Genomic DNA, 25,763 nt, shown 5'->3' with positions numbered 1-25,763 from the left:
GGATAATCAGGCCGCAAATTTTTGCGAGGTGCTTTTTATCGCAAAAACAATGTCGTGATGCACATCTTGGATGGCAGATCATACAGATTAGAGCTAATATTTCCAAAGCTTTTATCATGCATCTAAGATAAACACGTGCGAACAGTCAGTGCGAAGCGCGTAATATTTCGTTTAATGACTGGACACGATGAACAAACCAAAAAGCAAGAAATTAAAATTTGTCTGATACGTTTACCACAGTTGCAGTAATACCCGTGCATAGCAGGCCGCAACTCGTGAATAACCACAAAGCAATAAAGTCAAAAGATGGTGATAGCCAAGCTTGGCAAACCAAGCTCAACTTACCCCGTGCATGGCTACTTTGTGAAACGAATAAACGTGCAAAAAGCGAACGATGGATCAGTGATTTTACCCTGATTTAAAGCGGAAACTGTGAATATGTTCCCTTTCCCCCAGTCGTGAGACTGCATCATTTAATAGGAACATCCAAGGCGTAGCACGCTGTCGCTGGCAAGACGTATCAGGCGCTGTAAATAATTAAGTAGAGAATTACAATATGAAACGTATGCTGATCAATGCAACGCAGCAAGAAGAAATGCGCGTGGCACTGGTTGACGGCCAGCGTCTATACGATCTAGATATAGAAAGCCCTGGTCACGAACAGAAAAAAGCCAATATCTATAAGGGTAAAATTACCCGTATCGAACCATCCCTAGAAGCCGCATTTGTTGATTATGGCGCCGAGCGTCACGGATTCCTTCCTTTAAAAGAAATCGCTAAAACGTATTTCCCTGATGGTTATACATTCAATGGTCGCCCAAACATCAAAGACGTGATCAAAGAAGGTCAAGAAGTCATCGTTCAGGTTGATAAAGAAGAACGTGGTCAAAAAGGCGCGGCACTCACAACGTTTATCAGCGTCGCAGGTAGTTACTTGGTATTAATGCCTAATAACCCAAGAGCTGGCGGTATTTCACGTCGTATCGAAGGTGACGAGCGCATTGAGCTAAAAGAAGCATTGAGTCGCTTAAACGTACCTAAAGGTATGGGTCTTATCGTTCGCACCGCGGGCGTAGGTAAATCTTTCGAAGAACTAGAGTACGACCTTAAGGCGCTACTCGTTCATTGGGACGCAATCCAAAATGCGGCAAATAGCGGTAAAGCACCTTTCTTAATTCACCAAGAAAGTAACGTTATCTTCCGTGCAATTCGCGATTATTTACGTCGCGATATCGGTGAGATCCTAATTGATAAACCGCGTGTATTTGAAGAAGCGAAGGCGCATATCGAGCGTTTCCGCCCAGATTTCATCAACCGTGTGAAGCTTTATCAAAACGATGTGCCATTATTTACGCATTATCAAATTGAGAGTCAGATTGAGTCAGCTTTCCAGCGTGAAGTGCGTTTGCCTTCAGGTGGTTCCATCGTTATTGATCCAACAGAAGCTCTCACTTCTATCGATATCAACTCGTCAAAAGCGACGAAAGGTGGCGATATCGAAGAGACGGCGCTGAACACTAACCTAGAAGCCGCTGACGAGATTGCACGCCAGTTACGTTTACGTGACTTAGGTGGACTAATCGTTATCGACTTTATCGATATGACTCCGCCTCGCCATCAGCGTGAAGTAGAGAACCGCTTGAAAGAAGCCGTTCGTACTGACCGTGCTCGCGTGCAAATCGGTAAGATTTCTCGTTTCGGGCTATTAGAAATGTCGCGTCAACGTTTGCGTCCGTCGTTAGGTGAAGCGAGCCAGCATACGTGCCCACGCTGTGACGGCCAAGGCACCATTCGCTCAAACGAATCCATTGCTTTGTCTATCTTGCGTCTAATCGAAGAAGAAGCTATCAAAGATAATACCGCTCAGGTCAACGCCCAAGTGCCTGTTGCTGTTGGTGCTTATCTATTAAATGAAAAGCGTCGTTCTGTGCAACGCATCGAAAAGCGCCATGAGTGCCACGTTGTTATCATTCCTAACCAACATCTAGAAACACCTCACTATGAAGTGGTTAGATTGCGTAAAGATGAAACAACAGAAGCAGCAAGCTATGAGCAGATCACTGCGCCAGAGCCTGAAGTCGTTGAAATTGCTCGAGCTCAAGCGATTGTGAAAGAGGAGCCTGTGTTAAAAGGTGTCGTTATGCCTGATGTACCAGCGCCTGCGCCAGCCCCTACTCCAACTCAAGCTGCAAAACCACAAGCACGTAAGCCACAAGCACAACCAGCTCAAAACGGCACCAGCCTGTTTGCAAAGATTGGTCAATGGTTCAAGAGCCTATTTGCTAGTGACAGCGATAACAAAGAAGAAAACAAATCTTCTGAAGAAAAATCATCGCGCGATAACAACCGTGATAATCGCCGTCGCAATAATAACAATCGTCGTCGTAACAATAACCGCCGTCGTAACGATCAACAAAAAGAAACAACGGTTGAATCGAAAGACGAAAACAACGGTAACGAGCAACGTGGTGATAACCGCAAACGCCGTCGTCCAAATAACAGAAAACGCCAAGATCAGGACAAAGCAAACCGTCCTGCTAAGGAATCTGTAAACGATAGGGTTGAAGCGGTCGAGGCTAACGACGCGCCAGTTAAAGAAGCGACAGTAAAACCACGCAGACAAAGACGTAATCTTCGCAAGAAGGTACGTGTGGAAGAAACCAACGCACAGGATACTAACACATCAGAGCAAGCTAGCACTGAAGAAGTGAAAGTAGAAGCAAAGCCGCTTGAACAACCAGCGAAAACGGCAGCTGAGCCTAAAGCTGAACAAAAGCCAAGGCAAAGAAAAGCGAAACCTGTCGCGGATAAGTCAGAGCAAGAGTCTGCAACGAACGAACAAGTAGCAGCACCTTCTGAACAAGCTGACGTACACACTCAAGCAAAGCAGCAAGAAACTGCTAACACTGAGCGCCACGAACAAAACGATGTTACCGAGGTGGTATCTACTGAACTTTCAGAATCGCAAATTGATGACGAAAATAAAGAAGGCCGCACTCGCTCTAGACGCTCTCCGCGTCATCTGAGAGCGGCAGGTCAACGTCGCCGTCGTCAGGATACGCCTGAAAAAGGTCAAGCTGCTGCATTTGTACCCGTAGCAGATCAAGCCGCTGCAGAATACGAAGCTGAGCTAAAAGCGAAATCTTCTTTTGACACTGACGTTCAAGAGGGTGTACAGCAAGAAGCAAGTACAGTTGAGACTCAGTCGTCACCTGAAACGGTAACTGAAGACAATGCACCAGCGGCAGAAGCGACTGTTTCTGAGACGCACACTGATGCAGAGCAAGATGTCGAAGCTAAACCAGCCGAAGCACCGGTTGACGAAAATGCAGCGCAAGAAGTGGAGCCTGAAAACGAAGTTGAAGCAGCCACTGCTGAAGCACCAATGCAACAAGCTGCACAGCCCGAAACGTCTGTAAGCGCTGACGAAGTAGTCGCAGAAGAGCTTGAAGCTATGCAGCCAGAAGAGGCAAAAGTAGTTAAAGCTGAGCCAATCGCTGACACAGTAGAGACTGAACAAGTTGAAACGGCAAAGGCTGAAGATGAAGCTGAGACTGAAACTGCAGTTGTAGAAGAAACTCAGGCTTCTGACACTGAGGCAACACCTGAAGTTCAGGAGCCAGCAGTCGAGGCACCGGCAACAGAAGCGGTTGTGGAAACAACAGCAGCTGAAGCAGTTACTGAATCTTCAACTGAAGAGACTCCAGCCGCTAACACTACTGAAGCTCCTACTCAACAAGTAGTGAACGGCAATTCAGTACAAAGCCGTGTACGCTTCAACCAAACGGCTGCCGCGCCAATGACAAAAGCACAAAGCGTGATTGAGGATGTCGTGGTAGAAACACCATCTGCGATGCCACATGAACTACGTCAGGCTGTGGCGAATAGCGGCTTGGGTGTTGGCTCTAAGTCACCAACAGGCAGAGCAAGCGCCGACATGGCCTCTCCTGCTCAGGTTGACTAAGCAGTAATTGAAAAGCCAGTCTTTTTAGACTGGCTTTTTTGTGTCCGAATTTTACTGAGCAGACAAATGGTAATACCAGTCCTTCGTAGCACTCCGTGCTATTTATCAGTAGAATGCCGTCAATTCTTTGATCGTTAAAGTCAAAAGTATGATCACACTTAAGAGATTTAAAAACGCCTCTTTAAAAGGTGACCTATTCGGTGGTGTAACCACTGCAATTATTTCTTTACCACTCGCACTCGCTTTTGGTGTTGCCTCTGGTGCTGGCGCAGAAGCTGGGATGTGGGGCGCAATTTTAGTTGGCTTATTTGCCGCGCTGTTCGGTGGTTCAACCTCCCTCATTTCTGAACCAACCGGCCCAATGACTGTTATCATGACAGCAGTACTCACCGCCATGATGAGCAAGTACCCCGAAAATGGTCTTGCGATGGGCTTTACTGTTGTCATGATGGCAGGTGCTTTTCAGATTTTACTCGGTACGCTCAAGTTAGGTAAATACGTTACCTTGATGCCTTACAGCGTCATCTCCGGATTTATGTCTGGTATTGGTGTTATCCTCATTATTTTGCAGCTTGCTCCTTTACTTGGACACCAAGCGCCTGCAGGTGGTGTTATTGGCACTTTGTCTAACTTGCCCAGCCTGCTGATGGACTTACACTTTTCTGAGTTGTTCCTCGGGGTGATCACACTTGCAATCTTATTCAAAATGCCAAGTAAGTGGCGTCAATACGTCCCCGCTCAGCTGGTCGCACTCGTCACCGTTACACTGCTTTCAATCATTATTTTTGATACAGATAGTATTCGCCGCATCGGTGAAATTCCAAGTGGCCTGCCAACTATTGTGTTTCCAGTATTATCACCAGAGCTGTTAGTTGAAATGCTTATCGATGCACTGGTATTGGGCACTTTGGGCTGTATAGATACGTTGCTAACAGCAGTAATAGCCGACAGTTTAACGCGAACCGAGCATGATTCTGATAAAGAGCTCAGAGGCCAAGGTATTGCCAATATGATAGCTGGCCTTTTTGGTGCATTGCCAGGTGCTGGCGCAACGATGGGAACAGTGGTCAATATCCAAGTGGGTGCTCGCTCGCCAATTGCTGGGATATTCAGGGCACTCATTTTAATGGCCGTAGTCTTTATCGCGGGAAGTTTGACCGAGCCAATCCCAATGGCGGTGCTTGCTGGTATTGCAGTGTATGTTGGTTTTAATATTCTGGATTGGAGTTTTATCCAGCGTGCTCATAAGCTTAGTGTCAGTCAAATGGCGATTATGTATGGCGTAATGCTACTTACCGTTTTTGTTGACCTGATTGTTGCCGTGGGCCTTGGCGTATTTATCTCTAATGTGATGATCATAGAGAGATTAAGCCGAGTGCAAGCTAATCACGTTAAAGCAATTAGCGACAGTGATAGCGATGAAGATGTACCACTGACGAAAAAAGAAAGCGAGCTGTTAGATAAAGCCAACGGTAAACTATTATTCTTTTATCTTTCCGGGCCAATGATTTTTAGCGTCTCAAAAGCAATCGCAAGACAACACCGCAAGATTAGTGAATACAAAGCCATGGTATTAGACTTAAGCGACGTAGCTATGATTGACGTCACCGTGGGCTTAGCCATTGAAAATGCGATTACAGATGCGCTTGATGCGAACTGTAGCGTGTTTATCTATTCACCGAATCTGGAGACCACCGATAAACTCAAGCGCTTAAACATTCATGACCGTCTAGGCGACCGTGCGTTTTGTGATAGTCGCGAGATAGCGCTCAGCCAAGCCATTGATACTATGGCTAAAACTTATTAAAGTGCGCACTTAAGTGATCTAGTAACAATCGTAAACTGGTCGCGACAAATTGTCTGGGTGGATACAGCGCCCAGACGCCCTCCTCTTCAGGTCTAAAATTGGTGAGTACCTCTGTTAGCTCACCACTCTCTAGCGCCTCTTGCACGTAATAATGTGGTAACTGTACCAAACCTAAGCCTTGTTTTGCTGCTTCCAAGAGCCCCCAACCACTGTTACAACGAAGTGGTCCCGCCACTTTAATTTGTCGCGCTTTACCGTGCTCAACAAAGCGCCATTCGCTACTATTGCCAATCAAACATTTATGATTGCTAAGCTCAGCGAGCGTATGCGGTTGGCCAAATTGATTTAAATAGATATTTGCACCACACACCATGGTTTTGCGTGTGGTTAGCCGTTTAGCGCGCAGTGATGAATCCTGTAACTTACCGAGTCGAATTGCCAAGTCAAAGCCTTTATCGAGTAAGTCGACTTGGTTGTTCGTCAAATGCATTTCAACCTCAACTTTGGGATACAAACGCATAAAGTCAATTACGGCAGGCATGACATAAGATTCGCCGTACATTACTGGTGCGGTAAGCTTAAGTTTGCCTGTTGGCTGTCTATCACGTTGACGGATTGCAGCAGTGGCGTCATCTAATCCATGCTGTAAATGCTTTGCGTGAGATAAAAACACTTCACCTTCCTGAGTCAGCGCTAATTTTCGGGTGGTGCGCGTCAAAAGTTGTATGTTGAGCCGCTCCTCTAATATTTTCACTCGGCGACTAATTTGCGCAACCGAAGTATTTAACTGAGTTGCAGCCCCACTAAATGAGCCATTACTTGCGACCGCAACAAACTCATCAATGCCAATCCATCTATCCATTATTACATATACGTAAAATTCTTTATGATTTTTATAGATTATCAAAAATCATAATGTAGTTATACTGCTACCAACTTTTAAGAAAGGAACAAACCATGTCTGAATTTATTAAATCTAAAGCAGCAATCGCTTGGGGCCCAGGTCAACCGCTTAGTATTGAAGAAGTTGATGTTATGCCACCGAAAAAAGGCGAAGTCTTAGTTAAAATCACCGCAACAGGCGTATGCCATACCGACGCTTTCACTTTGTCTGGCGACGATCCTGAGGGCGTATTCCCAGCCATTTTAGGTCATGAAGGCGCAGGTATTGTTGAAGCAGTTGGTGAAGGCGTTACTAGCGTTGCCGTTGGCGACCACGTGATCCCATTGTACACACCGGAGTGTGGCGAATGTAAGTTCTGTAAGTCTGGTAAAACGAACCTTTGTCAGCAGATCCGTGAAACCCAAGGTAAAGGCTTGATGCCTGATGGCACAACCCGCTTTTATAAAGACGGCCAACCAATTTATCACTACATGGGCACGTCAACGTTCTCTGAGTACACTGTACTGCCAGAAATCTCTTTGGCTAAAGTAAACAAAGAAGCGCCTCTTGAGGAGATCTGTTTGCTTGGCTGTGGTGTCACCACGGGAATGGGCGCAGTAATGAATACCGCTAAAGTGCAAAAAGGCGATACCGTCGCCATTTTCGGCCTAGGTGGTATCGGCTTGTCCGCTATCATTGGCGCGGCAATGGCTGGCGCGAGTCGGATCATCGGTATCGACATCAATGAAGATAAGTTTGAGCTGGCGACAAAGCTTGGCGCAACCGATCTTATCAACCCGAAAAACTTCGATAAACCTATCCAAGAAGTGATCGTTGAAATGACCGATGGCGGCGTGGATTTCTCGTTCGAATGTATCGGTAACGTAGATGTTATGAGAAGTGCCCTTGAGTGCTGTCACAAAGGTTGGGGTGAGTCTGTCATCATCGGTGTTGCAGGCGCTGGACAAGAGATTTCAACACGCCCATTCCAATTGGTTACCGGTCGCGTATGGCGCGGCAGTGCTTTTGGTGGCGTAAAAGGTCGCTCAGAGCTTCCTGAGATTGTTGAACGCTATATGGCTGGGGAATTCAAGCTCAATGACTTTATTACTCATACCATGAAGCTCGAAGATATTAATGAAGCCTTTGATTTAATGCATGAAGGCAAGAGTATCCGCTCGGTGATCCATTACTAGTACCCGCTCAAGGACGCACAGGCTGCGTCCTATTTCACTTAATTAAGGAGCACTTGATGGAACTGATTTCCAGCAACAAAGTATCCGGCGGTTGGCATAAGCGCTACACACATACCAGCCAGTCGACGCAGTGTGAAATGACCTTCGCCATTTTTTTACCTGAAATTGTCAACGAGGGACAACAAGTCCCGGTTTTATATTGGCTCTCAGGGTTAACCTGCAGCGATGAAAACTTCATGCAAAAAGCAGGCGCGTTTAAAAAAGCCAACGAGCTTGGTATCGCTATTGTCGCGCCAGATACAAGCCCGCGTGGAGAAGGCGTTGCAGATGATGAAGATGGCGCTTATGACTTTGGTCTAGGTGCGGGGTTTTACGTCAATGCGACACAGGCACCGTATAGTCAACATTATCAAATGTATGACTACGTGACCGAAGAGCTGCCTCAGTTAATCGAAGCGCACTTCCCGGTTAACCCGCAAAAAGCCATTAGTGGTCACTCCATGGGGGGGCATGGTGCGTTAATTATTGGGCTTAGAAACCCTGATGCCTATACGAGTATCTCTGCGTTTAGCCCAATTGTTAACCCAAGTAACTGTCCCTGGGGTCAAAAAGCGCTAACAGGATATTTAGGGGACGACAAACAGCGCTGGCAACAATATGACGCGACCGAATTATTGTCGCACTATGTTAGTCCAACGAAACGTCCGATACTCATTGAGCAAGGTTCAAGTGACCAGTTTTTAGACGAGCAGTTAAAGCCTTGGTTATTCGAACAAGCTGCAGAAAAAGCAGGCTACCCTATCACGCTAAACATGCATGAAGGTTACGATCATAGCTATTTCTTTATCTCGAGCTTTATTGAAAATCATCTTGAGTTTCATGCTAACTATATGAGATGAGCCTGACTGCCGCTTGCGCTTTGAGCACTAAGCTAAAAATAAAAAAGGCGTACTCCCTGTACGCCTTGCTTGCTTAACATTATTCTTTGTATCAAATCATCAGATTAAATCGCCGTATGGATTCGTTGGACAAAGCTGTATACTTTGCTCGAACCCAGGAATGGCTAACTCTTGCTGACTTAAATTCAATTCAGACTCATCAATCATGCCATTGCCAAAACGATAAATGAGCTCGTATTGGCCATAATCGGCCGCTTGCTGATATGCAATTTGCCTTTGTGTTGTAGTGGCAAGTTGTTGCTCATAATTTGCAAACTCAGCTTGGCTATAACGCTTGCTTAGTAGCTGCTTCGTGAGCTTTGGAGAAAGTACAGTTGCCGTTGCATTGTTACCACCAAAGCCCTTTGAATTTATAAAGGCGATATCCATTGGTTCGCACTCATAGTGCTCGGTACGAATATCTAAATGCTCGGCGTGAACATCCTCTGCTACTGCATTGATTGTGGTGATCCCTGGCATAATATTGTATTCGAACACCCCAAGCGCCATCGCAAGCTGATCGCCAGACGCCGGCGCGATGGTGTGACCAACATAGGCTTTTGGCGCCGCCACTTTCCAGCCATTAATCGCAAAAGTTTCTGCGATTTTGTGGTAGATAAGCGACTCAGTAACCCGGTTTTGTGGTGTGCTTGAGCCATGTGCCAAAATAAAGCTGCGTTTAACTAACGCCTCTGTGCCTGCGATTTGCTGAGCCAGCGCAACCGATTTTGCCATGGTGATGTAGTTACCAGGTCCAGGTGCCGTAATCGACTTTTTCACGCCGTCTGCGTTGACATATACATCGGCCACAGAGCCCATGATCTGCGCGCCAAGCTCAAGTGTTAAGGCGTCATCCATCAAAATCGCCACTTGTGCCCCTTCACCAATTGTAAAGCCACAGTTTTCACCAAAAGGACGACTTGTTTTGCGATAATCTACATCTTCAGTACCATCAAGTTTACGCAAACCTTCTTCATTTGCGAGTGCGCCCATATTACCGAAGCCTTCGATGATCTCTGGTGTAATAGCACACTCGACACTGGCTACAATCGCCACTCGAGTACGGCCAGCCTGAATATCATTCACTGCAGCGCGAAGGTTATATAGAAACGTCGCACAGGCACCTGATGTCGTAAACGTTGTGCCAACGCTGCCCGTAACATAAGCATTGATAAAGTCAGTGGACATGGTATTGAGTCCTAGCGCCAACTGCTTAGTGCTTACTCGGTCGCCACGTAAACGACTGCGTACTAATCCACCTAAGCCCTCATCATTCATTTGCCCAGCCACAGAGGCGGAGTAAGTGCCGATTTGGTCAGGTCGTACACTGTTCATTACCTTGTCCCACTCAAGACCCGTTGAGCGGATAGCATCGGTTGCAGCAAAAATCGTCGCCTGAAGGCCGCGTGGTTGGTAACGGCTGTTATACATAAGTGACGGCTCAAAGCCTGTTGGTAATTGGCCTGCGGCTTTAATTGGATTGTCTCTATAGCTATCGTGCTTAACTTCAATCTGCTCCGCAATGGTTACTTCAACCGTTTTTGGATCAAGCTCAATCACTTGCCAAGCTGCAGGGACTGGCTCTGGTAAGTCACGCTTACGACAACTGAATACTATCTTGCTGTCATCATTTGCTTTCATTATGAGCTTTTGCTGCCAAGGAGTCGCATCTACATCAAAATGGTTCTTTTCGATTTTACGGATCAACGTTCCCGCTAAGATTTGCTCACCAAAACGCGACTCAATCTCCCCCTCTTGAACGACTTGGTCGTTTTGGTCAATCAGCTGACCATCTTCATAACGCACTAAGTTCATTAAACTCGCAAGGCCCAAATAGGTCTCTTCTCGGTCTTTAGCATTTAGCTTATCAAGTACAATACGTTTGTAGCCTTGATGGAAAGAGGTGCGCCCCGCGGCGTTAATACCCCCCATTCCTACAATAATTGGCAATGCTGTCATGTCGTTCCTACTTCTGAACTAAGATAATGACTTGATTTTAATTGCATTCGAATTTAAGTTTTCACAAAATACGCCACACATAAATCATTTTTCGCCAAACTAAAGAGGTCGGAGCAGATGAAATCCTGTACAAAGGTCGCCATTGTGCTTTATAAGCATATGCTCGTTACCAGTGTCACCTTACCGCTGGAAATGCTCAAAGCCGGACAAGCCTTTGCTAAAGTACATTTAAAAGAGGCTTATGTTCCTTTAGAAGTTCTCCTTTGCAGCAGCCATGGCGAGGCAGTCAACGCCGATAATTACCTGACACTTGAGGCACAAAGTGACTTTAGCTCATTGCCTTTATATGACTACATTATTGTGCCAAGCATATGGCGAAATCCACGACCAATTGTAAGACAAAACCAAGCGCTGAGTGAGTCACTTGCGGATGCATGGGGAGCAGGAAGCACACTGATAGGTGTTGGTACGGGTGTTTGCTTTTTAGCAAGTTCTGGCCTGCTTAACGGGCATTCAGCAACGACCCACTGGCATTTTGCCAAACAATTTTCTCAGCTATACCCTAATGTTGAATTAAAACCGGATTACTTTATCACTCAATCAGAGCGGATCTACACTGTAGCCAGCTTAAATGCGCTGGCCGATGTAATTGTTCATATTATTGAATTACTGTACGGGATAGATGCCGCACACCATGTTCAGCAAAACTTTTCTCATGAAATTCGTAAACCGTACGAAGAGCAGCGCTATTTAGAGGGTGCTGTTGACCGTCATGCTGACGAGCAAATTGCTGCAATTCAATTTTGGCTGAAAAATAACGCCGCATCGGAAATCTCTTTACCCGCTGTTGCGGCGCAATTTGATTTAAGTTATCGCACCTTTAACCGCCGCTTTAAACAAGCAACTGGACAAACTGCCGTTGCCTACTTACAACAGGTGCGTATTGAAATGTGTAAAGAGCTGCTCGCAAGCAGTAATCTCTCCATTCAAGATATTGCCCTCGCTTCTGGATTTAATTCACAAGGGCAATTAAGCAGAGTATTTAGGCAATTAATGGGAAAATCACCAAGTACATATCGGGCAATAGTAAGAAAGAAATTGTTCTCGTAGCAACTCGTAGCAAAACGAGAGTAAACCACTCTACAGTATTTGCATCACGGTTAACGTTTGCTGTTGGCCGTTGAAGAAAAATGAAATATCTTCGTCTACCGTTAACCCTTTTAGGCGCTTGCCAAGAGGCGCATTAAACGTTAACACCAACACTGGTGTTTCTTTATATTGGATTTTTAGTCCGCCTTCGCAAGGCGCAAAATAAAACCAATGACAGTTGCCCTGCTCATCTTCAATTTCAACTAGTGCGTTATGTGTAATTGTATTGCTCACAGCTAGCGCCAACTGATTCAATATTGTTTGTTTCGCCAAATGCATGGCATCAACGCGCTCACTTTGCCCTTCTGCTAGGTAGCCATACTCGATACTCAACGAGTCATATTGTGTTTCAGCAGCACTTTGTTCATGGGTAGCGTCAGCACGAGCACTGTTTGCCGCTTCAGTGGCTTCAATCAGCTTTTGTTCAAGTGCAAACTTGAGATATTCGATAAAAACAGCTTTATTCATTGGTAGTTTACAGCTATTGGATGACTGGTAGTAACAGACTGGCCGTTAACGGTTAGCGCTAAACGTAAAATCCAACGCATCGATTTATCCGTGCATACACCGACCATGGTTTTTGCTATCAGTGTGTTTTTGTCAAAGAACACGGGAATTCTCCCCATGTTCATATTTTCTCCCTCAAGCCATGCCGAAACGACCTCTACTTTAGTCGCACTTTTTAGCCCAATGGTAAATTCTGTTTCAGGTTGAACCTGCTCTGAGCCCAGATAAATCTGCACTTGTGGAGTTAACTCACAGGGCGTTGAAAAATTACAGACATTTCTTGTTACTGAACTTTCACTTTTTTCTGAACTTTCATGTATAATAATAGTCGGGTCTGAACAGGCCACGAGGAAAACACCTAGCAACCCGATTGTTAATTGCTTTGCAATCATGAGGGATTTACCGTCACTTCTGAATCCTGCGCAGTGTACGCAAGTTTCAGGGCAAATGCTAGGTTGCTTAAGAAGCGAACAAAAAGCGCGTGAAAACTTGATTGATGTCATAATTTTAGGCGTTTTAGGTATCTTTTCATAAGCAAAAAAATTATCATTTCCTCGCAAAAATAAAGGTTTCTCGGGCTGGTTAGGTTTTCACTCATCTTTTGAGTTAAAACATGACGGGCTTGAAGAAATATAACTAGGGCCTGTAATTCAGGTAATTCATTTCTAATCGCAATAAATTGCAGCGGAATCCAGAAAATGAGCCAAACAGTAGCATCACAAACTGAGTACAATTATAAAGTTGTACGCCAATTCGCTATCATGACAGTGATTTGGGGCATTGTTGGCATGGGTGTAGGTGTATTTATCGCAGCGCAACTTGCGTGGCCTGCGTTAAACTTCGACATTCCATGGTTAACTTACTCTAGACTTCGTCCGTTACACACGAACGCAGTAATCTTTGCATTTGGTACAAGTGCACTATTTGCAACCTCTTACTATGTTGTTCAGCGCACGTGTCAAACGCGCCTGTTCTCTGACAAACTTGCCGCATTTACCTTCTGGGGTTGGCAAGCCATCATCGTATCTGCGGCTATCACGCTTCCTCTAGGTATTACTTCTTCAAAAGAATACGCTGAACTAGAGTGGCCTATTGATATCGCAATCGCGGTAGTATGGGTTACTTATGCTGTAGTATTCTTTGGTACTCTTATCAAGCGTAAAGTGTCACACATCTATGTAGCAAACTGGTTCTACGCTGGTTTCATTATCACTGTTGCAGTGCTTCACATTGTAAACAGTATGGCTATTCCTGTATCACTTACTAAATCTTATTCAATCTACGCAGGTGCAGTAGATGCGATGGTTCAGTGGTGGTATGGTCACAACGCAGTAGGTTTCCTACTTACCGCTGGTTTCTTAGGTATGATGTACTACTTCGTACCAAAACAAGCAGGTCGTCCAGTTTACTCTTACCGTCTATCGGTTGTTCACTTCTGGGCACTTGTTTCTCTATATATTTGGGCAGGTCCTCACCACCTTCACTACACAGCACTACCTGACTGGACACAGTCTCTAGGTATGGTGATGTCAGTTATCCTATTCGTTCCTTCTTGGGGCGGTATGATCAACGGTATCATGACGCTGTCTGGCGCTTGGCACAAACTACGTACTGACCCTGTACTGCGTTTCTTAGTTGTATCTCTATCGTTCTACGGTATGTCTACGTTCGAAGGTCCAATGATGGCTATTAAGTCTGTAAATGCGCTTTCACACTACACAGACTGGACAGTAGGTCACGTACACTCTGGTGCTCTAGGTTGGGTTGCGATGATTTCTATCGGTGCAATTTACCACCTAATCCCAGCTCTATTTGGTCACGGTAACATGTACAGCATAAAGCTAGTTAACACGCATTTCTGGCTACACACAGTAGGTGTTGTGCTTTATATCGTTGCAATGTGGATCTCTGGTGTTATGCAAGGCCTAATGTGGCGCGCAGTAAATGCTGACGGTACATTAATGTATAGCTTTGTTCAGTCACTAGAAGCTTCTAAGCCTTTCTATATCATGCGATTCCTAGGCGGTGTATTCATCGTAGTTGGTATGCTGGTAATGGCTTACAACGTATTCCGTACGGTTACTGCAAAAAGTGGTCAACTTGCCACTGATGCAAACCCGCAAGTGGCTTAAGGGGTATTGAGTATGAGCAACAATAACTCAACAAACAAACACGAAATCGTTGAAAAGAACGTTGGCCTGATGGCTATCTTAACGGTATTCGCAATTAGCTTCGGTGCACTAGTCGAAATTACTCCACTAATGTTCCAAAAAGATACCACTCAGCCAGTAGAAGGCTTACGCCCGCTGACCGCGCTTGAAATGGAAGGTCGTGATATCTTCGTACGCGAAGGTTGTTACAACTGTCACTCACAGATGGTTCGTCCATTCCGTGATGAAGTTGAGCGCTACGGTCACTACTCTGTAGCCGGTGAGTCGGTATGGGATCACCCATTCCAGTGGGGTTCTAAGCGTACAGGTCCAGATTTGGCTCGTGTTGGTCAGCGTTATTCTGACGACTGGCACTATGCGCACTTAATGGATCCTCGCTCGGTGGTACCTGAGTCAAACATGCCAGGCTACCCTTGGCTTGATAGCACTAAAGTAGATACCACTTATACTCTGAAAAAATTACAAGTGTTCCGTGATGCATTTGGTATTGATAAGTCGTCAGACCGCTACAATGGCAAAGGCTACGGTGATGATGCTGAACTACAAGCGCAAGTGGATGAAATCCACGCGATGAACGGTGGCGAAGGTGCAACAGAAATGCAAGCACTTATCGCTTACTTACAACAACTTGGCACACATTTGAAGTAATTGTTATGGATTACGGCACATACAGAGGCATTTTGACTCTGGTAATTTTGGTACTGTTTATAGTGATTGTTGTGTGGGCATATAGCAAGCGGTCTAAGCGCCGTTTCGACGACGCTGCTAATGCCATTTTTGAAGATGAGAAAAAACATAACAACACTATCTCTAACGAGGAAAAGGAGTCTGAAAAATGACTAGCTTTTGGAGTATTTGGGTTATCGTACTAACCCTAGCGTGTCTAGCTCTGATTTTCGGCCTGCTAATTTGGAACCTGAAAAACTACACAGGTGTCAAAGAAGGCGAAAGCTGTGGTCACGAGTTCGACGGAATTGAGGAATTAAATAATCCACTACCAAAGTGGTGGACTTACATGTTCTTCGCGACTTTTGTTTGGTCAGTATATTATCTTGCTGCTTACCCAGGTCTTGGTAACTTTAAAGGTTTCTTAAACTGGACGAGCTCTAACCAAGGTATTACTACCTTGGCAGAGTCTAAGGAAGCAGTCGCTAAAGCACATGAAAATGGCCAGTGGGTACAACTTGATAAAGAAGTTGAAGCAGCACAAGATCGTTTTGGTCCTATCTTCCAAGAATTTGCAAAGCAAGACGTACTTGCGCTTGCAAAGAATGAAGAAGCCCTAGAAATCGGTCAACGTTTATTCTCGCAAAACTGTGCTCAGTGCCATGGCTCTGATGCTCGTGGTGGCGCAGGCTTCCCTAACCTAACTGATAAAGATTGGTTATATGGTGGCACGCCTGACAAGATCAAAGAAACACTGCTTAACGGTCGTGTTGCAGCGATGCCAGCTTGGCAAGATGCACTTGGTGATCAAGGCGTAAAAGAAATGACTGCTTATGTACTAAGCCTTTCTGGACGTACCGTTAACCAAAAAGATGCTGATGCAGGTAAAGCTAAGTTTGCAATGTGTGCGGCTTGCCATGGTATGGATGGTAAAGGTTCTGTTGCACATAACCTTCCGTTCGGTGCACCAAACTTAACCGATAATATCTGGCTATACGGTGGTTCTCAACGCGCAGTTGAAGACACACTTCGCCACGGTCGTGCGGGTGTAATGCCAGCATGGAAAGATATCTTAGGTGAAGATAAAGTACACCTTCTAACAGCGTATGTTTATAGCTTGTCACAAGACCAATAAGCTTAGCTCTTAGAACATTATTTGAGATCAAAAAAGCCTCCATTTGGAGGCTTTTTTTTAGGTATTTACCGCAACTTACGGTAGAATACGGGCAAGTTTTATAGCCATGTGAGCAACTATGAACCCTACCCCTTGGTATAAGAATTTTTGGCCTTGGTTTTTAATTTTTTTCCCACTTGTTACTGTCGTTGCCTGTGTTTTTCTCATCACATTTGCAGTCGGTAATGGTCCTGATATGGTCGTTGATGACTACTACAAAAAAGGTAAAGCAATCAATCTAGAGCTGAGTAAGTTTGATAAAGCAAAAGCGCTCTATTTACATGGTGATCTGCAAGTAGCAGAGCAAAAAGTTACCTTTAAATTTACCAAGGGCGACGCTTCTAAAGTTCATGCATTAAAACTCTCGTTTTACCACCGCACTATTGAGAAATACGATTTTGCAGTCACACTGACTAAAAACGCCAGCGGCGAGTTTACTGGTTTATTTGATGAACCACATAGCGGTGTGTTCACGGTATTTATAGAGCCTATGGACAACAGTTGGAAAATGAAAGAAAAAATCCAACTGCCACATGATGGTATTATCGCGGTCACTCCACAGTATAAGTAAGCTGCCATGGCAAATTCGTGTTTTCATTGTTTGGAGCCTATTCCTAAGGGGTTTGTAGGCTCGGTTACCTTTGAGGGTAGCGCACAACCGGTTTGCTGTATTGGCTGCCAGGCCGTTGCCGAAACCATTATTTCTCAAGGTATGAGTGACTACTATACTTACCGCACAGAAAGTGCAGGTAAAGTTGAAGAGCTTGTACCTGAACAACTCAAAATGCTACTCAGCTATGATAACGACGAGATCCAAGAGGACTTCGTCGAAATTAGCGGTGAGCACAAAGAGGTACTGCTCAGTGTTGAAGGAATAAGCTGCGCCGCTTGTGCTTGGCTTATCGAAAAACAACTGCTGGCGCTCGGCGGTATCGTTCGTGTTGATGTTAACACCTCCACCCATCGCGCCATGATTGTATGGCAAGATAAACACGTTAAGCTAAGCGATATAATCAAATCCTTGATGGAAATCGGCTATAAGGCCTACCCATTTCAAGCCGATGAAGAAGCTGCACAGAAACAAGCCGTAGCGAAAGCATATATCCGTCGTTTAGGCGTTGCTGGCCTAATGACTATGCAAGTGATGATGTTTGCATTTGCCATGTACTTTGGCATGTTTTCAGGCATGGAAGAGGACTTTGAACAGTACTTTCGTTGGATAAGTCTCGTGCTTGCCTCTCCTGTTATTCTGTATTCAGCGATGCCATTTTTAACGAATGCGGTTAAAGGGCTGAAAGCTAAACAACTGAATATGGATCTCCCTGTTTCACTTGCTATATTCGGAGCTTACGGCGCCAGTACTTACGCGACTTTTATGGAAGTCGGCGAAGTCTATTTTGAATCCATCTGTATGTTTACCTTCTTGCTGTTGTTAGGTAAATACCTTGAGTTCAGGGCCAGACTCAAAGCCAGTGAGTTCACTGCAAACCTGCAAAAGCTGCTGCCATTGACCGCCAGAAAGGTTGATGAGAATAACAATGAACAACATATTGCCGCCAAAAAGCTAAAGCTGAACGATCTGATATTAGTTAAGGCTGGAGAAACTATCCCTGCGGATGGCTTAGTGATCAAAGGACATACCACCGTTGATGAGTCGATGATGACGGGCGAACATTTGCCAGTTAAGAAATATCAAGGCCATCAAGTGTATGCGGGAACCGTGAATCACGATGGTGTAATTACGTTAGAGATCAATAAAATTGGGCAAAATACCCTGCTCAACCAGATTATTCGACTGCAACATAACGCACTTACCAAACGCCCTAAGTTGGTGGAAATCACCGATAAAGTCGCGCAGTGGTTTGTTGCCTGTCTATTAGTTTTTGCCTCAATTACCGCCATTGGCTGGTACCCGATTTCACCAGATAAGGCTTTTTGGGTCACGATTTCGGTGCTAGTAGCAACCTGCCCTTGTGCGTTAAGCCTTGCGATACCAACCGCGCTTACCTGCGCTGTGGCGTCACTTACAAAGAAAGGGATCTTGATTAAAGAAGCCCATGTATTAGAAACGGCAACCAAATTAACGCGTGTTGCCTTTGACAAAACAGGCACACTGACCGAAGGCCGTTTCTCAATCAAACATATCGAATTGCTGCAAACTAACTATAACGAGCAACAAGTCTTGGATTTTGCCGCAGCGTTAGAACGATTTTCTGAGCACCCTATCGCTCGCGCATTTGCACATATCACCCCAACCGAAAACCTAGTCCAAGATGTTGAAGTTGTGGCTGGTTCTGGTATCCGTGGTCACTGGCAAGGAGTCACTATTGCCCTTGGGAAAAGCCATTGGTTTGATAATCACGCGTCATTTGCTCAAGCAACCTTGTTTATTGATAACAACGCAGTCGCTGACTTTTACTTCAATGACAAAGTAAAAAGCAATGCAGAAACAGTTGTTGAACAGCTACAACAAGCTGGCCTTACGTGCCACATGCTAACTGGGGATAGCTCCTATGCAGGCAAAGAGTTATCGCAGCAGTTAGCATTAGATAGCTACCAAAGCGCTTGCACACCAGAGATTAAGCAACAAGCCGTTGAAGCTTGGTCCAAACAAGGCGAGATTGTCGCTATGGTTGGTGATGGCATCAACGATAGCCCGGTATTCAATAGCGCTCACTTGTCAGTTGCGATGGATACCGGCGCTGATATCTCAAAGAATACCGCTGATGTGGTGTTGTTAAATAGTGATTTGAATGCCATTCTAGCCCTTCAGCAAGTAGCGAAACAAACGCGCAGAATAGTAAAGCAAAACTTAACCATATCACTTTTGTATAACGGCTCCATTTTGCCACTCGCTGCGCTTGGCCTCATTCCACCTTGGATAGCAGTTATTGGCATGTCAGCCAGCTCGATCATCGTGATCGGTAATTCATTAAGGTTATTAAAGCTATGAGTATCATCTACGTATTAATACCTATCGCCATTTTATTCGTCATTATTGCTATTGGTATTTTCTTTTGGGCAGTAAAAAGCGAACAATTTTCAGATTTGAATAAACAGGGCCACAGCATCTTATTCGATGATGATAAAGCGCAAACGGGTGATAAGTCCGTAAAACCATCAAATAATAAGAGTAATAACGACAACTAGCATGAATGAGATAAGCTTGCTAAGTGCATTTGTGATGGGGCTTGCGGGAAGTGGTCACTGCTTGGTGATGTGTGGCGGTATTGCCAGCTCGCTACAACTGGCGAGCAAGCAGCTTTCTGCAGTGGTTGTTACCTTGTTGTATAATATCGGACGTATCTCCAGCTATGCGCTTGCTGGCAGCCTTGTTGCCCTACTCGGGGCAAGTCTCGCCAAACAAAACACATCACTCGCCATTATATTACAATTGATGAGTGGTATTTTTATGGTGCTTGTCGCTATCTACGTAATGCGCTTAGCCAGCACCTTAAAATGGCTAGAGTCGTTTGCTAAAAGCTTAATTTGGCAACATATTGTTAAGCTCAATCGCTACTTAGTCCCGGTCAATACAAAAACCAAAGCGTTTTGCTACGGGGCCTTATGGGGATGGCTACCCTGTGGCCTAGTTTATTCGGCTTTAACATGGACATTACAAGCGAAATCAGCAACTGAAGGCGCACTCATTATGCTCGCCTTTGGTGTCGGCACAATGCCTGCGCTGATTGTAATAGGACAATCGGCTCAGCTGCTACAAAAGTTTATAAATCATTTAGTTACACGTATTATTATGGGTAATTTATTGATTTGGTATGGTGTTTATTTAATTATTATTGCAACTGATAAGTTAGTACATTAACCTATCCTTATCTAAGCAAACTCATCATTTAAGATTATTGGTTAGCGCTTTGAGATTAGGAGCTCCAATTGATAACCAAATTTTCTTTTGCGTGTCATATGAGTTTGTGGCGATCTGTAGTACCAAAACCGTTATGCTTTGATACTAGGTTGCCTTCACGTGCGTCATAGACTTATGGAAATTTTATGGACTTAAGTAATCAAAACCGCTCAAAGAGCCAATGCACAATCAGCTGCAATAATTGCAGTATCAGTCAACTTTGCCTCCCATTTTCGCTCAATGGCAGCGAAATGGATAAGTTAGATGAGATCATTGAACGTAAAAAGCCGCTTCATAAAGGGGATTTTCTTTTCGAGTCAGGTGCGCCATTAAATGCTATCTTTGCCGTTCGTTCCGGCTCATTTAAAAGCTACACACTGTCTGAACAAGGCGACGAGCAGATCACAGGATTTCACCTTGCGGGCGATCTTGTGGGTTTTGATGCCATTAATAAAATGCAGCACCAAAGCTTCGCACAAGCTTTAGAAACCTCTATGGTATGCGAAATCCCTTTTGACACCCTTGATGAGTTAGCTGGTAAGCTGCCAAAACTGCGCCAACAGATCATGCGATTAATGAGCAGTGAAATCAATTACGACCAAGAAATGTTGTTATTATTGAATAAAAAGACTGCTGAAGAACGCTTAGCAACTTTTATCTATAACCTTTCAAATCGCTTTGGCGAGCGTGGCTTTTCTCGTAAAGAATTTCGCTTTACGATGACGCGCGGTGAAATTGGTAACTACTTGGGTCTTACCGTAGAAACCATTAGTCGTTTACTCAGTCGTTTCCAAAAAGCCGGAACCATCAAGGTCGAAGGCAAGTTTATTACTATTATTGATGCTGCAGCCTTAGCTGAAACAGCCGCAATTGCATCTTGATTTAGAACAAACTATTTATCGTTAAGACTTTATCCTTAGATAGGATCGGTTACACTCAATAAGGTCAGAGGTGAAAAGCTTCTGACCTTATTTGTATACCGTTTTAAGGAGATAGTCGTGGATAAAATCAAAAGTATACTCACCGTAATTGATCCAACCAAAGAGCGCCAAAATAGCTTAGAACGCTCTATCAATCTTGCCAAGCGTACCGGTGCAGCCATCACTGCATTTATGTCTATTTATGACTTCTCCTATGAAATGACCACGATGTTGTCTAAAGACGAGCGTGAAGCAATGCGTGAAGCGGTGATCAAAGACAGAGAGGCATGGCTTGCCGATATGGTTAAAGGCTTTTCTGATGTGAATATCCAAACTAAAGTGTTGTGGCACAATCGCCCCTACGAAGCGATAATCAAAACCGTGCTCGCGCATGATTATGATTTGGTCATTAAATCCACCCATCAGCACGATACGCTAAAGTCAGTTATCTTCACCCCCACCGACTGGCATTTAATTCGAAAATGCCCTGCGCCTCTTTTGCTGGTTAAGGATCACGCTTGGCCAGACCAAGGCAACATTATTGCAGCTGTAAACTCTGTCAGCGATAACGAACAACATCAACAACTCAATAAACGTATCATTACAGATGCTCAGTTTTTATGTGAATTGGCCAATGCCAAATTGAGCCTGGTAAACACCTATCCAGCAACGCCTGTTAATATTGCCATTGAAATTCCCGAATTTAACCCATCGCAATACAATGAAGCCGTGAAAAAACACCATGAAGACGAAACGTTTGCACTCGCAGAAACTTATTCAATAGATAGAAGCGACTGTATCATCAAAGAAGGTCTACCGGAGGACGTTATTCCCTATGTTGCTAAAGAAAAAGATGCTGAGTTAGTGGTCATTGGCACTGTCGGTCGCACTGGACTGAGTGCAGCGCTTGTTGGCAATACTGCTGAGCATGTGATAGATAGCTTAGACTGTGATGTCTTAGCACTAAAGCCTGATGGCTATAAATCCCCATTAGAAGACTAACTCAGTGCTCAAATTAATTTAACGTGCGGCAAATAACCAGCCGCACATCCCCTTTATGTATATCTGACAAGCCAGAAATAAAAGTAAAATGCTGATAAACAAAATATCGGCAACGTTGCCAACTGTGCGCCCGTTATACTTTTAGACTTAGTGCGCTTGTATGTCATCATCACGCCGGTAAACGACAGTCCGGTTAACGCAAGACCAAACACAAACCATATAAGCTTAGAGGTGATCCCAGCAAAATAACCAAAGTGTAATGGATCTGCATATTCGTTAAGATAATTGCCCCACGCCATATTTTCAGGTTGCTGTATTGCTAAAACCTCTAGCGTTGTTGGGTCCATATAAACCTTGTGCGCTCTATCCCGAAGTACAGGGTTTGTACCCACTCCTTGGAAACGCAGCACCGCATTATCTGCTTTCGGCAGCTGTACGGTTGTTATCGTCCAATTGGGAATGGCAAGCTGCGCCTTCTCAAAAGCGCTTTCAAAGCGCCCTGCGGAGAGCATGTTGGCGTCTTTTACCGCTGTAACATGCTCAACTTTTGGAGCTGGAGGCTCCAAACTCACACCGGCTACCCGTGCAGAAAACTCATATAGATACCAAATACCTGTAATTATTATAAGTGTGGTAAACCATAGTCCCCATAAGCCAAAGGCCTTATGCAAGTCACTCAAAAATACTCTTGTACCTTGCGCCACTCTCAAACGCCACAGCGCAACTTTCCAATTTCGTGTGGTTTTCAGTCCGGTATAGACAGAGATCAGTAAAATGAATGCAAAAGCAGTGACAATTGGCAGCCCGGGCATTGCCGGCATAAATAGGTAGCGATGCAAATCTCTAAAAAATCGTTGAATTGTAAGTAATGGGATGTCGCCGGTTACTTCATAAGTCCATTGATCGATGTGCACATACCTGTCACTTTTAGCCTCGAAAGCCACCCGTGCTCGATAGGTAAAGTAGTCGCTTCCCATTGTACCTAACGTAGTAATACGACCTTCTGGATAGCGCTCAGCTATCGACGCATACATGTTTCTCCAAGATACAGCCGTTTGCTCTTTTACCTCTTTGGGCTTTTGGCTCGCACGCATTTGGTCAAAAACCAGCCAATCCAATTCATTTGAAACAGTTGCGATTGTGCCCGTTGCGAGGATCACAAACATAACGGCCGCTAATTGAAAGCCTACCCAGGCATGTAAATCATATAACTTACGTAGCCGCTTTCTTTGTCTAGCTTTGTCAGCCATCTGGATCCTCATAAAGGTAGACTTTTATTTCCACAAGCTCGGATAACTCACCGAGCCTCAGATTAACTTACGTATTACCAGTTGTAGGTAAACTCAAGGAAAGCATTTCTTGGATCGCCCGGAAAGTGTCCTGTGCGCTCTAAGAAGCCCGACTCTGCATATTCCTTGTCGAATACGTTTTCAATTCTGAATAGCACACTGTAGTTATCTAACTCCCAAATAATTGAGGTGTCAGCGACGAAATAGGAATTTAGTGTTTGGCCAGATAAACTAAGCTGCTCATCCACATAGTTTCCGCCAACTGCGAAAGCCAAATTCCACTCGGGGATCTGATATCGAGTCCACACCCCAAACTGATTTTCAGGGGCGTTGGCAAATTTATCGCCAACACTATTGCGGATCCCTCCAGCGCCATTGTCAGCGGTGATAGTCGCATCATTATAGGCATAGGCCAGACTTACTACCCAGTCAGGGGTCACATCGGTGATCAATTCGATTTCTAGGCCTTTACTCGTGATTTCTCCGATTGACGCTAAATTATCAACACCATCTTGCTCAGGATCTGCGCCTGTATTTTGTAGCAAGTTTTGCCTTGTTATCTGATAACCAGCCACTTTTAGCAATGTACTTCCGTCAAATAACTCTGCGTTAAGCCCAACTTCAATGATATCACCCGTCGTTGGCTCAAATGGACCACCCGCTTTTTCGTCCTGACTGGATACGCCTTGGGGTTCGTAAGAGTCAGCCCACTGTGAATACAATGAGATGTCATCAGATAGCTTGTAGATACCACCAATTCTGAAGCTAACATTGGTATCATCAAACTTACTGCCATTGGCATCGTCTTCAAACTGGTCATAACGTATGCCTGCAACAAGCGTTACTTTCTCCCAAGCGAGTTCGTTTAGTACATAGGTGCCATTACGCTTTTGTTTCGTTGTACTTTCTGGCGCAAACTTCACATTGTATTGGTTTGGCTGCGTTTCGCCATAATTAGGATTGTAGAGAGACAAAGGCAAAATATCCGAGTCTAACGACGTACCATTTAGATAACGAGTGACAAAGTCATTAGATGCTGACGCTCGACCTAATAATGCATCTTCTTCACCAGAATATATATCTAGTCCAAATGCGGTACGCTGCTCAGCGCCAAGTACTTGTGTTTCATAAACAAAGTTAGCCGCAAAAGAGAGTTGAGATTGGGCTCTTAGTTGATCTCGGAACTCACGTGCGACCAAATCGATTTGACCATCTTTATTGCTGTCGATGAGTGCTCTTGGTTCATGATAATTTTGTTCTTGTTCATTATCTATGTAACGAAGCGCAACGTTGTAGCTTAGCGATGGACTCAAGTCCCCAACGACACTCGCTTGCAATACATCTGAGGTTAGATTTAAAAAGTCTGTAGGCTCATTGTGGTTCCACGATGGTGTGGTTAAAAACTCACCGTCATCACCAGCAGGGACACCGCGTAAGCGATTCGCGTCCAAGTCCTGTTTGTAGTGTGTATATTGCAAAATCAAACGAGCATCATCAAAATCATAAGCGTAGCCTGCATCCACAATTGCCACTTCGCTGGCACTATTATCGCGGTAGGTATCTTGTTGTTCGTAAAACGCCCCTAGGCGAATGCTTTGTGCTTGTGCAACTTCACCAGTCACCTCACCAGAAGCACCATAGCGGCTATCTGTGCCCGCGATAATACGAGTGTTGGCACTAAACTCAGATTGCGGCTTTTTAGTTATATAGTTGAATAATCCACCAGGAGCACCGGGGCCATACAGCATACCGGCGGGACCTTTTAAAAAGTCGACACGCTCGACATTAAATAGCTGTGGGACATTAAACCCAACATATGGGTCGCCTCTTAGACCATCAAAATAGATTTCTTCTTGACGAAAGCCACGTGCAGTCACCCCCGCGTAGCTAAATTGGCTTACTCCCGCGATATTACGATAGAGATCTTTAGCATCTCTTGCTGCTAAATCACGGATCAAATTTGCATTGAGAGAAGTCACCATCTGGGTCGAGTTAAGTGGGTCAACCGCAAGCTTTCCCGTTGAAGACTCACCATTGCGGTATAAATTTAATGTACGGCTAACGACGGTTATTTTTTCTATGTCTTGGTCTGTAAGCTTATCTTCTGACGCTTGCTGCTGAGCTGATGCGTGCAAGGAGGGATACATAATCGCTAACGCGATAAGGGATAGTTTTGATACTGTTTTCATTAAGAGCCACAACTTGGTTATTATTAAAGCGCAAACAAATGATAACAATTACTAATTGCATTTAAAATAAAAAACCTGAATTTAATT

Annotated in this window: 22 protein-coding genes; 16 read left to right on the top strand and 6 right to left on the bottom strand. The window is 44.6% G+C overall.

All coding sequences use genetic code 11. The features are described from left to right. The first annotated feature begins 218 nt into the window (after window positions 1-218). From A587_RS25100 to A587_RS0120650, 3 genes are all read left to right on the top strand, one after another. Window positions 219-422 (top strand): hypothetical protein, encoded by a 204-nt coding sequence (locus A587_RS25100; RefSeq protein WP_157234689.1) that lies wholly within the window; start codon window positions 219-221, stop codon window positions 420-422. 134 nt (window positions 423-556) lie between these two features. Next, window positions 557-3,964 carry a ribonuclease E gene (gene rne, locus A587_RS0120655; protein WP_017219119.1) on the top strand — a complete coding sequence of 1,136 codons (3,408 nt, stop codon included), beginning with the start codon at window positions 557-559 and terminating at the stop codon, window positions 3,962-3,964. A gap of 148 nt (window positions 3,965-4,112) precedes the next feature. Continuing rightward, window positions 4,113-5,771, top strand: coding sequence for a SulP family inorganic anion transporter (locus tag A587_RS0120650; RefSeq protein ID WP_017219118.1), 1,659 nt, complete (start codon window positions 4,113-4,115; stop codon window positions 5,769-5,771). Here A587_RS0120650 and A587_RS0120645 read toward each other — a convergent pair. Then, window positions 5,758-6,633: a LysR substrate-binding domain-containing protein gene (locus A587_RS0120645; RefSeq protein WP_017219117.1), complete on the bottom strand. Its 876-nt coding sequence runs from the start codon at window positions 6,631-6,633 to the stop codon at window positions 5,758-5,760. The genes A587_RS0120650 and A587_RS0120645 overlap by 14 nt on opposite strands. A gap of 95 nt (window positions 6,634-6,728) precedes the next feature. On the opposite strand from A587_RS0120645, the gene A587_RS0120640 reads away from it, so the two are divergent. Next, on the top strand, window positions 6,729-7,850 hold the full coding sequence (locus A587_RS0120640) for an S-(hydroxymethyl)glutathione dehydrogenase/class III alcohol dehydrogenase (RefSeq protein ID WP_017219116.1): 1,122 nt from the start codon (window positions 6,729-6,731) through the stop codon (window positions 7,848-7,850). 56 nt (window positions 7,851-7,906) lie between these two features. Beyond that, complete coding sequence (gene fghA / locus A587_RS0120635; RefSeq protein WP_017219115.1) at window positions 7,907-8,749, top strand: S-formylglutathione hydrolase; 843 nt, start codon at window positions 7,907-7,909, stop codon at window positions 8,747-8,749. A 99-nt stretch (window positions 8,750-8,848) separates the two neighbouring features. Here the strand turns inward: fghA and A587_RS0120630 are convergent, their stop codons facing one another. Beyond that, complete coding sequence (locus A587_RS0120630; protein ID WP_017219114.1) at window positions 8,849-10,747, bottom strand: beta-ketoacyl synthase; 1,899 nt, start codon at window positions 10,745-10,747, stop codon at window positions 8,849-8,851. 117 nt (window positions 10,748-10,864) lie between these two features. Here A587_RS0120630 and A587_RS0120625 point away from each other — a divergent pair, with 117 nt between their 5' ends. Then, a complete protein-coding gene (locus A587_RS0120625; RefSeq protein ID WP_017219113.1) occupies window positions 10,865-11,857 on the top strand; it encodes a GlxA family transcriptional regulator in 993 nt (330 codons plus the stop codon). Between the two features lie 30 nt (window positions 11,858-11,887). Here A587_RS0120625 and A587_RS0120620 read toward each other — a convergent pair whose 3' ends face one another. Then, the gene (locus A587_RS0120620; protein ID WP_017219112.1) at window positions 11,888-12,364 is read right to left on the bottom strand and encodes a hypothetical protein; all 477 of its coding nucleotides are present in this window, start codon (window positions 12,362-12,364) and stop codon (window positions 11,888-11,890) included. Then, window positions 12,361-12,795 (bottom strand): hypothetical protein, encoded by a 435-nt coding sequence (locus A587_RS0120615; RefSeq protein WP_017219111.1) that lies wholly within the window; start codon window positions 12,793-12,795, stop codon window positions 12,361-12,363. Before A587_RS0120615 ends, A587_RS0120620 begins: the two co-directional genes overlap by 4 nt. Before the next feature lie 306 nt (window positions 12,796-13,101). Here A587_RS0120615 and ccoN point away from each other — a divergent pair, with 306 nt between their 5' ends. The 10 genes from ccoN (at window position 13,102) to uspE (ending at window position 22,198) form a co-directional block, all read left to right on the top strand. Beyond that, window positions 13,102-14,535, top strand: coding sequence for a cytochrome-c oxidase, cbb3-type subunit I (gene ccoN / locus A587_RS0120605; RefSeq protein WP_010373997.1), 1,434 nt, complete (start codon window positions 13,102-13,104; stop codon window positions 14,533-14,535). A gap of 12 nt (window positions 14,536-14,547) precedes the next feature. Further along, window positions 14,548-15,222, top strand: coding sequence for a cytochrome-c oxidase, cbb3-type subunit II (gene ccoO / locus A587_RS0120600; protein ID WP_010373994.1), 675 nt, complete (start codon window positions 14,548-14,550; stop codon window positions 15,220-15,222). Between the two features lie 5 nt (window positions 15,223-15,227). Beyond that, window positions 15,228-15,413 carry a cbb3-type cytochrome oxidase subunit 3 gene (locus A587_RS0120595; protein ID WP_010373992.1) on the top strand — a complete coding sequence of 62 codons (186 nt, stop codon included), beginning with the start codon at window positions 15,228-15,230 and terminating at the stop codon, window positions 15,411-15,413. Continuing rightward, window positions 15,410-16,375, top strand: coding sequence for a cytochrome-c oxidase, cbb3-type subunit III (ccoP, locus tag A587_RS0120590; protein WP_017219109.1), 966 nt, complete (start codon window positions 15,410-15,412; stop codon window positions 16,373-16,375). The genes A587_RS0120595 and ccoP overlap by 4 nt, the downstream gene beginning before the upstream one ends. Window positions 16,376-16,493: 118 nt before the next feature. Beyond that, window positions 16,494-16,985: a FixH family protein gene (locus tag A587_RS0120585; RefSeq protein ID WP_010605013.1), complete on the top strand. Its 492-nt coding sequence runs from the start codon at window positions 16,494-16,496 to the stop codon at window positions 16,983-16,985. A 6-nt stretch (window positions 16,986-16,991) separates the two neighbouring features. Then, on the top strand, window positions 16,992-19,367 hold the full coding sequence (locus A587_RS0120580; protein ID WP_017219108.1) for a heavy metal translocating P-type ATPase: 2,376 nt from the start codon (window positions 16,992-16,994) through the stop codon (window positions 19,365-19,367). Beyond that, window positions 19,364-19,564 carry a cbb3-type cytochrome oxidase assembly protein CcoS gene (gene ccoS, locus A587_RS0120575; protein WP_010373983.1) on the top strand — a complete coding sequence of 67 codons (201 nt, stop codon included), beginning with the start codon at window positions 19,364-19,366 and terminating at the stop codon, window positions 19,562-19,564. The genes A587_RS0120580 and ccoS overlap by 4 nt, the downstream gene beginning before the upstream one ends. A 1-nt stretch (window position 19,565) precedes the next feature. After that, entirely contained in the window at window positions 19,566-20,237 is a 672-nt protein-coding gene (locus tag A587_RS0120570; RefSeq protein WP_017219107.1) for a sulfite exporter TauE/SafE family protein, read from the top strand. A gap of 185 nt (window positions 20,238-20,422) precedes the next feature. Next, on the top strand, window positions 20,423-21,157 hold the full coding sequence (locus tag A587_RS0120565) for an FNR family transcription factor (RefSeq protein ID WP_010373979.1): 735 nt from the start codon (window positions 20,423-20,425) through the stop codon (window positions 21,155-21,157). A gap of 117 nt (window positions 21,158-21,274) precedes the next feature. Next, entirely contained in the window at window positions 21,275-22,198 is a 924-nt protein-coding gene (gene uspE, locus A587_RS0120560) for a universal stress protein UspE (RefSeq protein WP_017219106.1), read from the top strand. Between the two features lie 53 nt (window positions 22,199-22,251). Here the strand turns inward: uspE and A587_RS0120555 are convergent, their stop codons facing one another. Together A587_RS0120555 and A587_RS0120550 are read right to left on the bottom strand one after the other, a co-directional pair. Continuing rightward, the gene (locus tag A587_RS0120555) at window positions 22,252-23,448 is read right to left on the bottom strand and encodes a PepSY-associated TM helix domain-containing protein (protein WP_017219105.1); all 1,197 of its coding nucleotides are present in this window, start codon (window positions 23,446-23,448) and stop codon (window positions 22,252-22,254) included. A gap of 74 nt (window positions 23,449-23,522) precedes the next feature. Further along, a complete protein-coding gene (locus tag A587_RS0120550; protein ID WP_017219104.1) occupies window positions 23,523-25,676 on the bottom strand; it encodes a TonB-dependent siderophore receptor in 2,154 nt (717 codons plus the stop codon). Window positions 25,677-25,763 lie beyond the last annotated feature (87 nt).

The organism is Pseudoalteromonas sp. NJ631, from assembly GCF_000276645.1.
Lineage (GTDB): Bacteria > Pseudomonadota > Gammaproteobacteria > Enterobacterales > Alteromonadaceae > Pseudoalteromonas > Pseudoalteromonas piscicida.
This window is presented reverse-complemented; position numbering and strand designations above follow the sequence as displayed.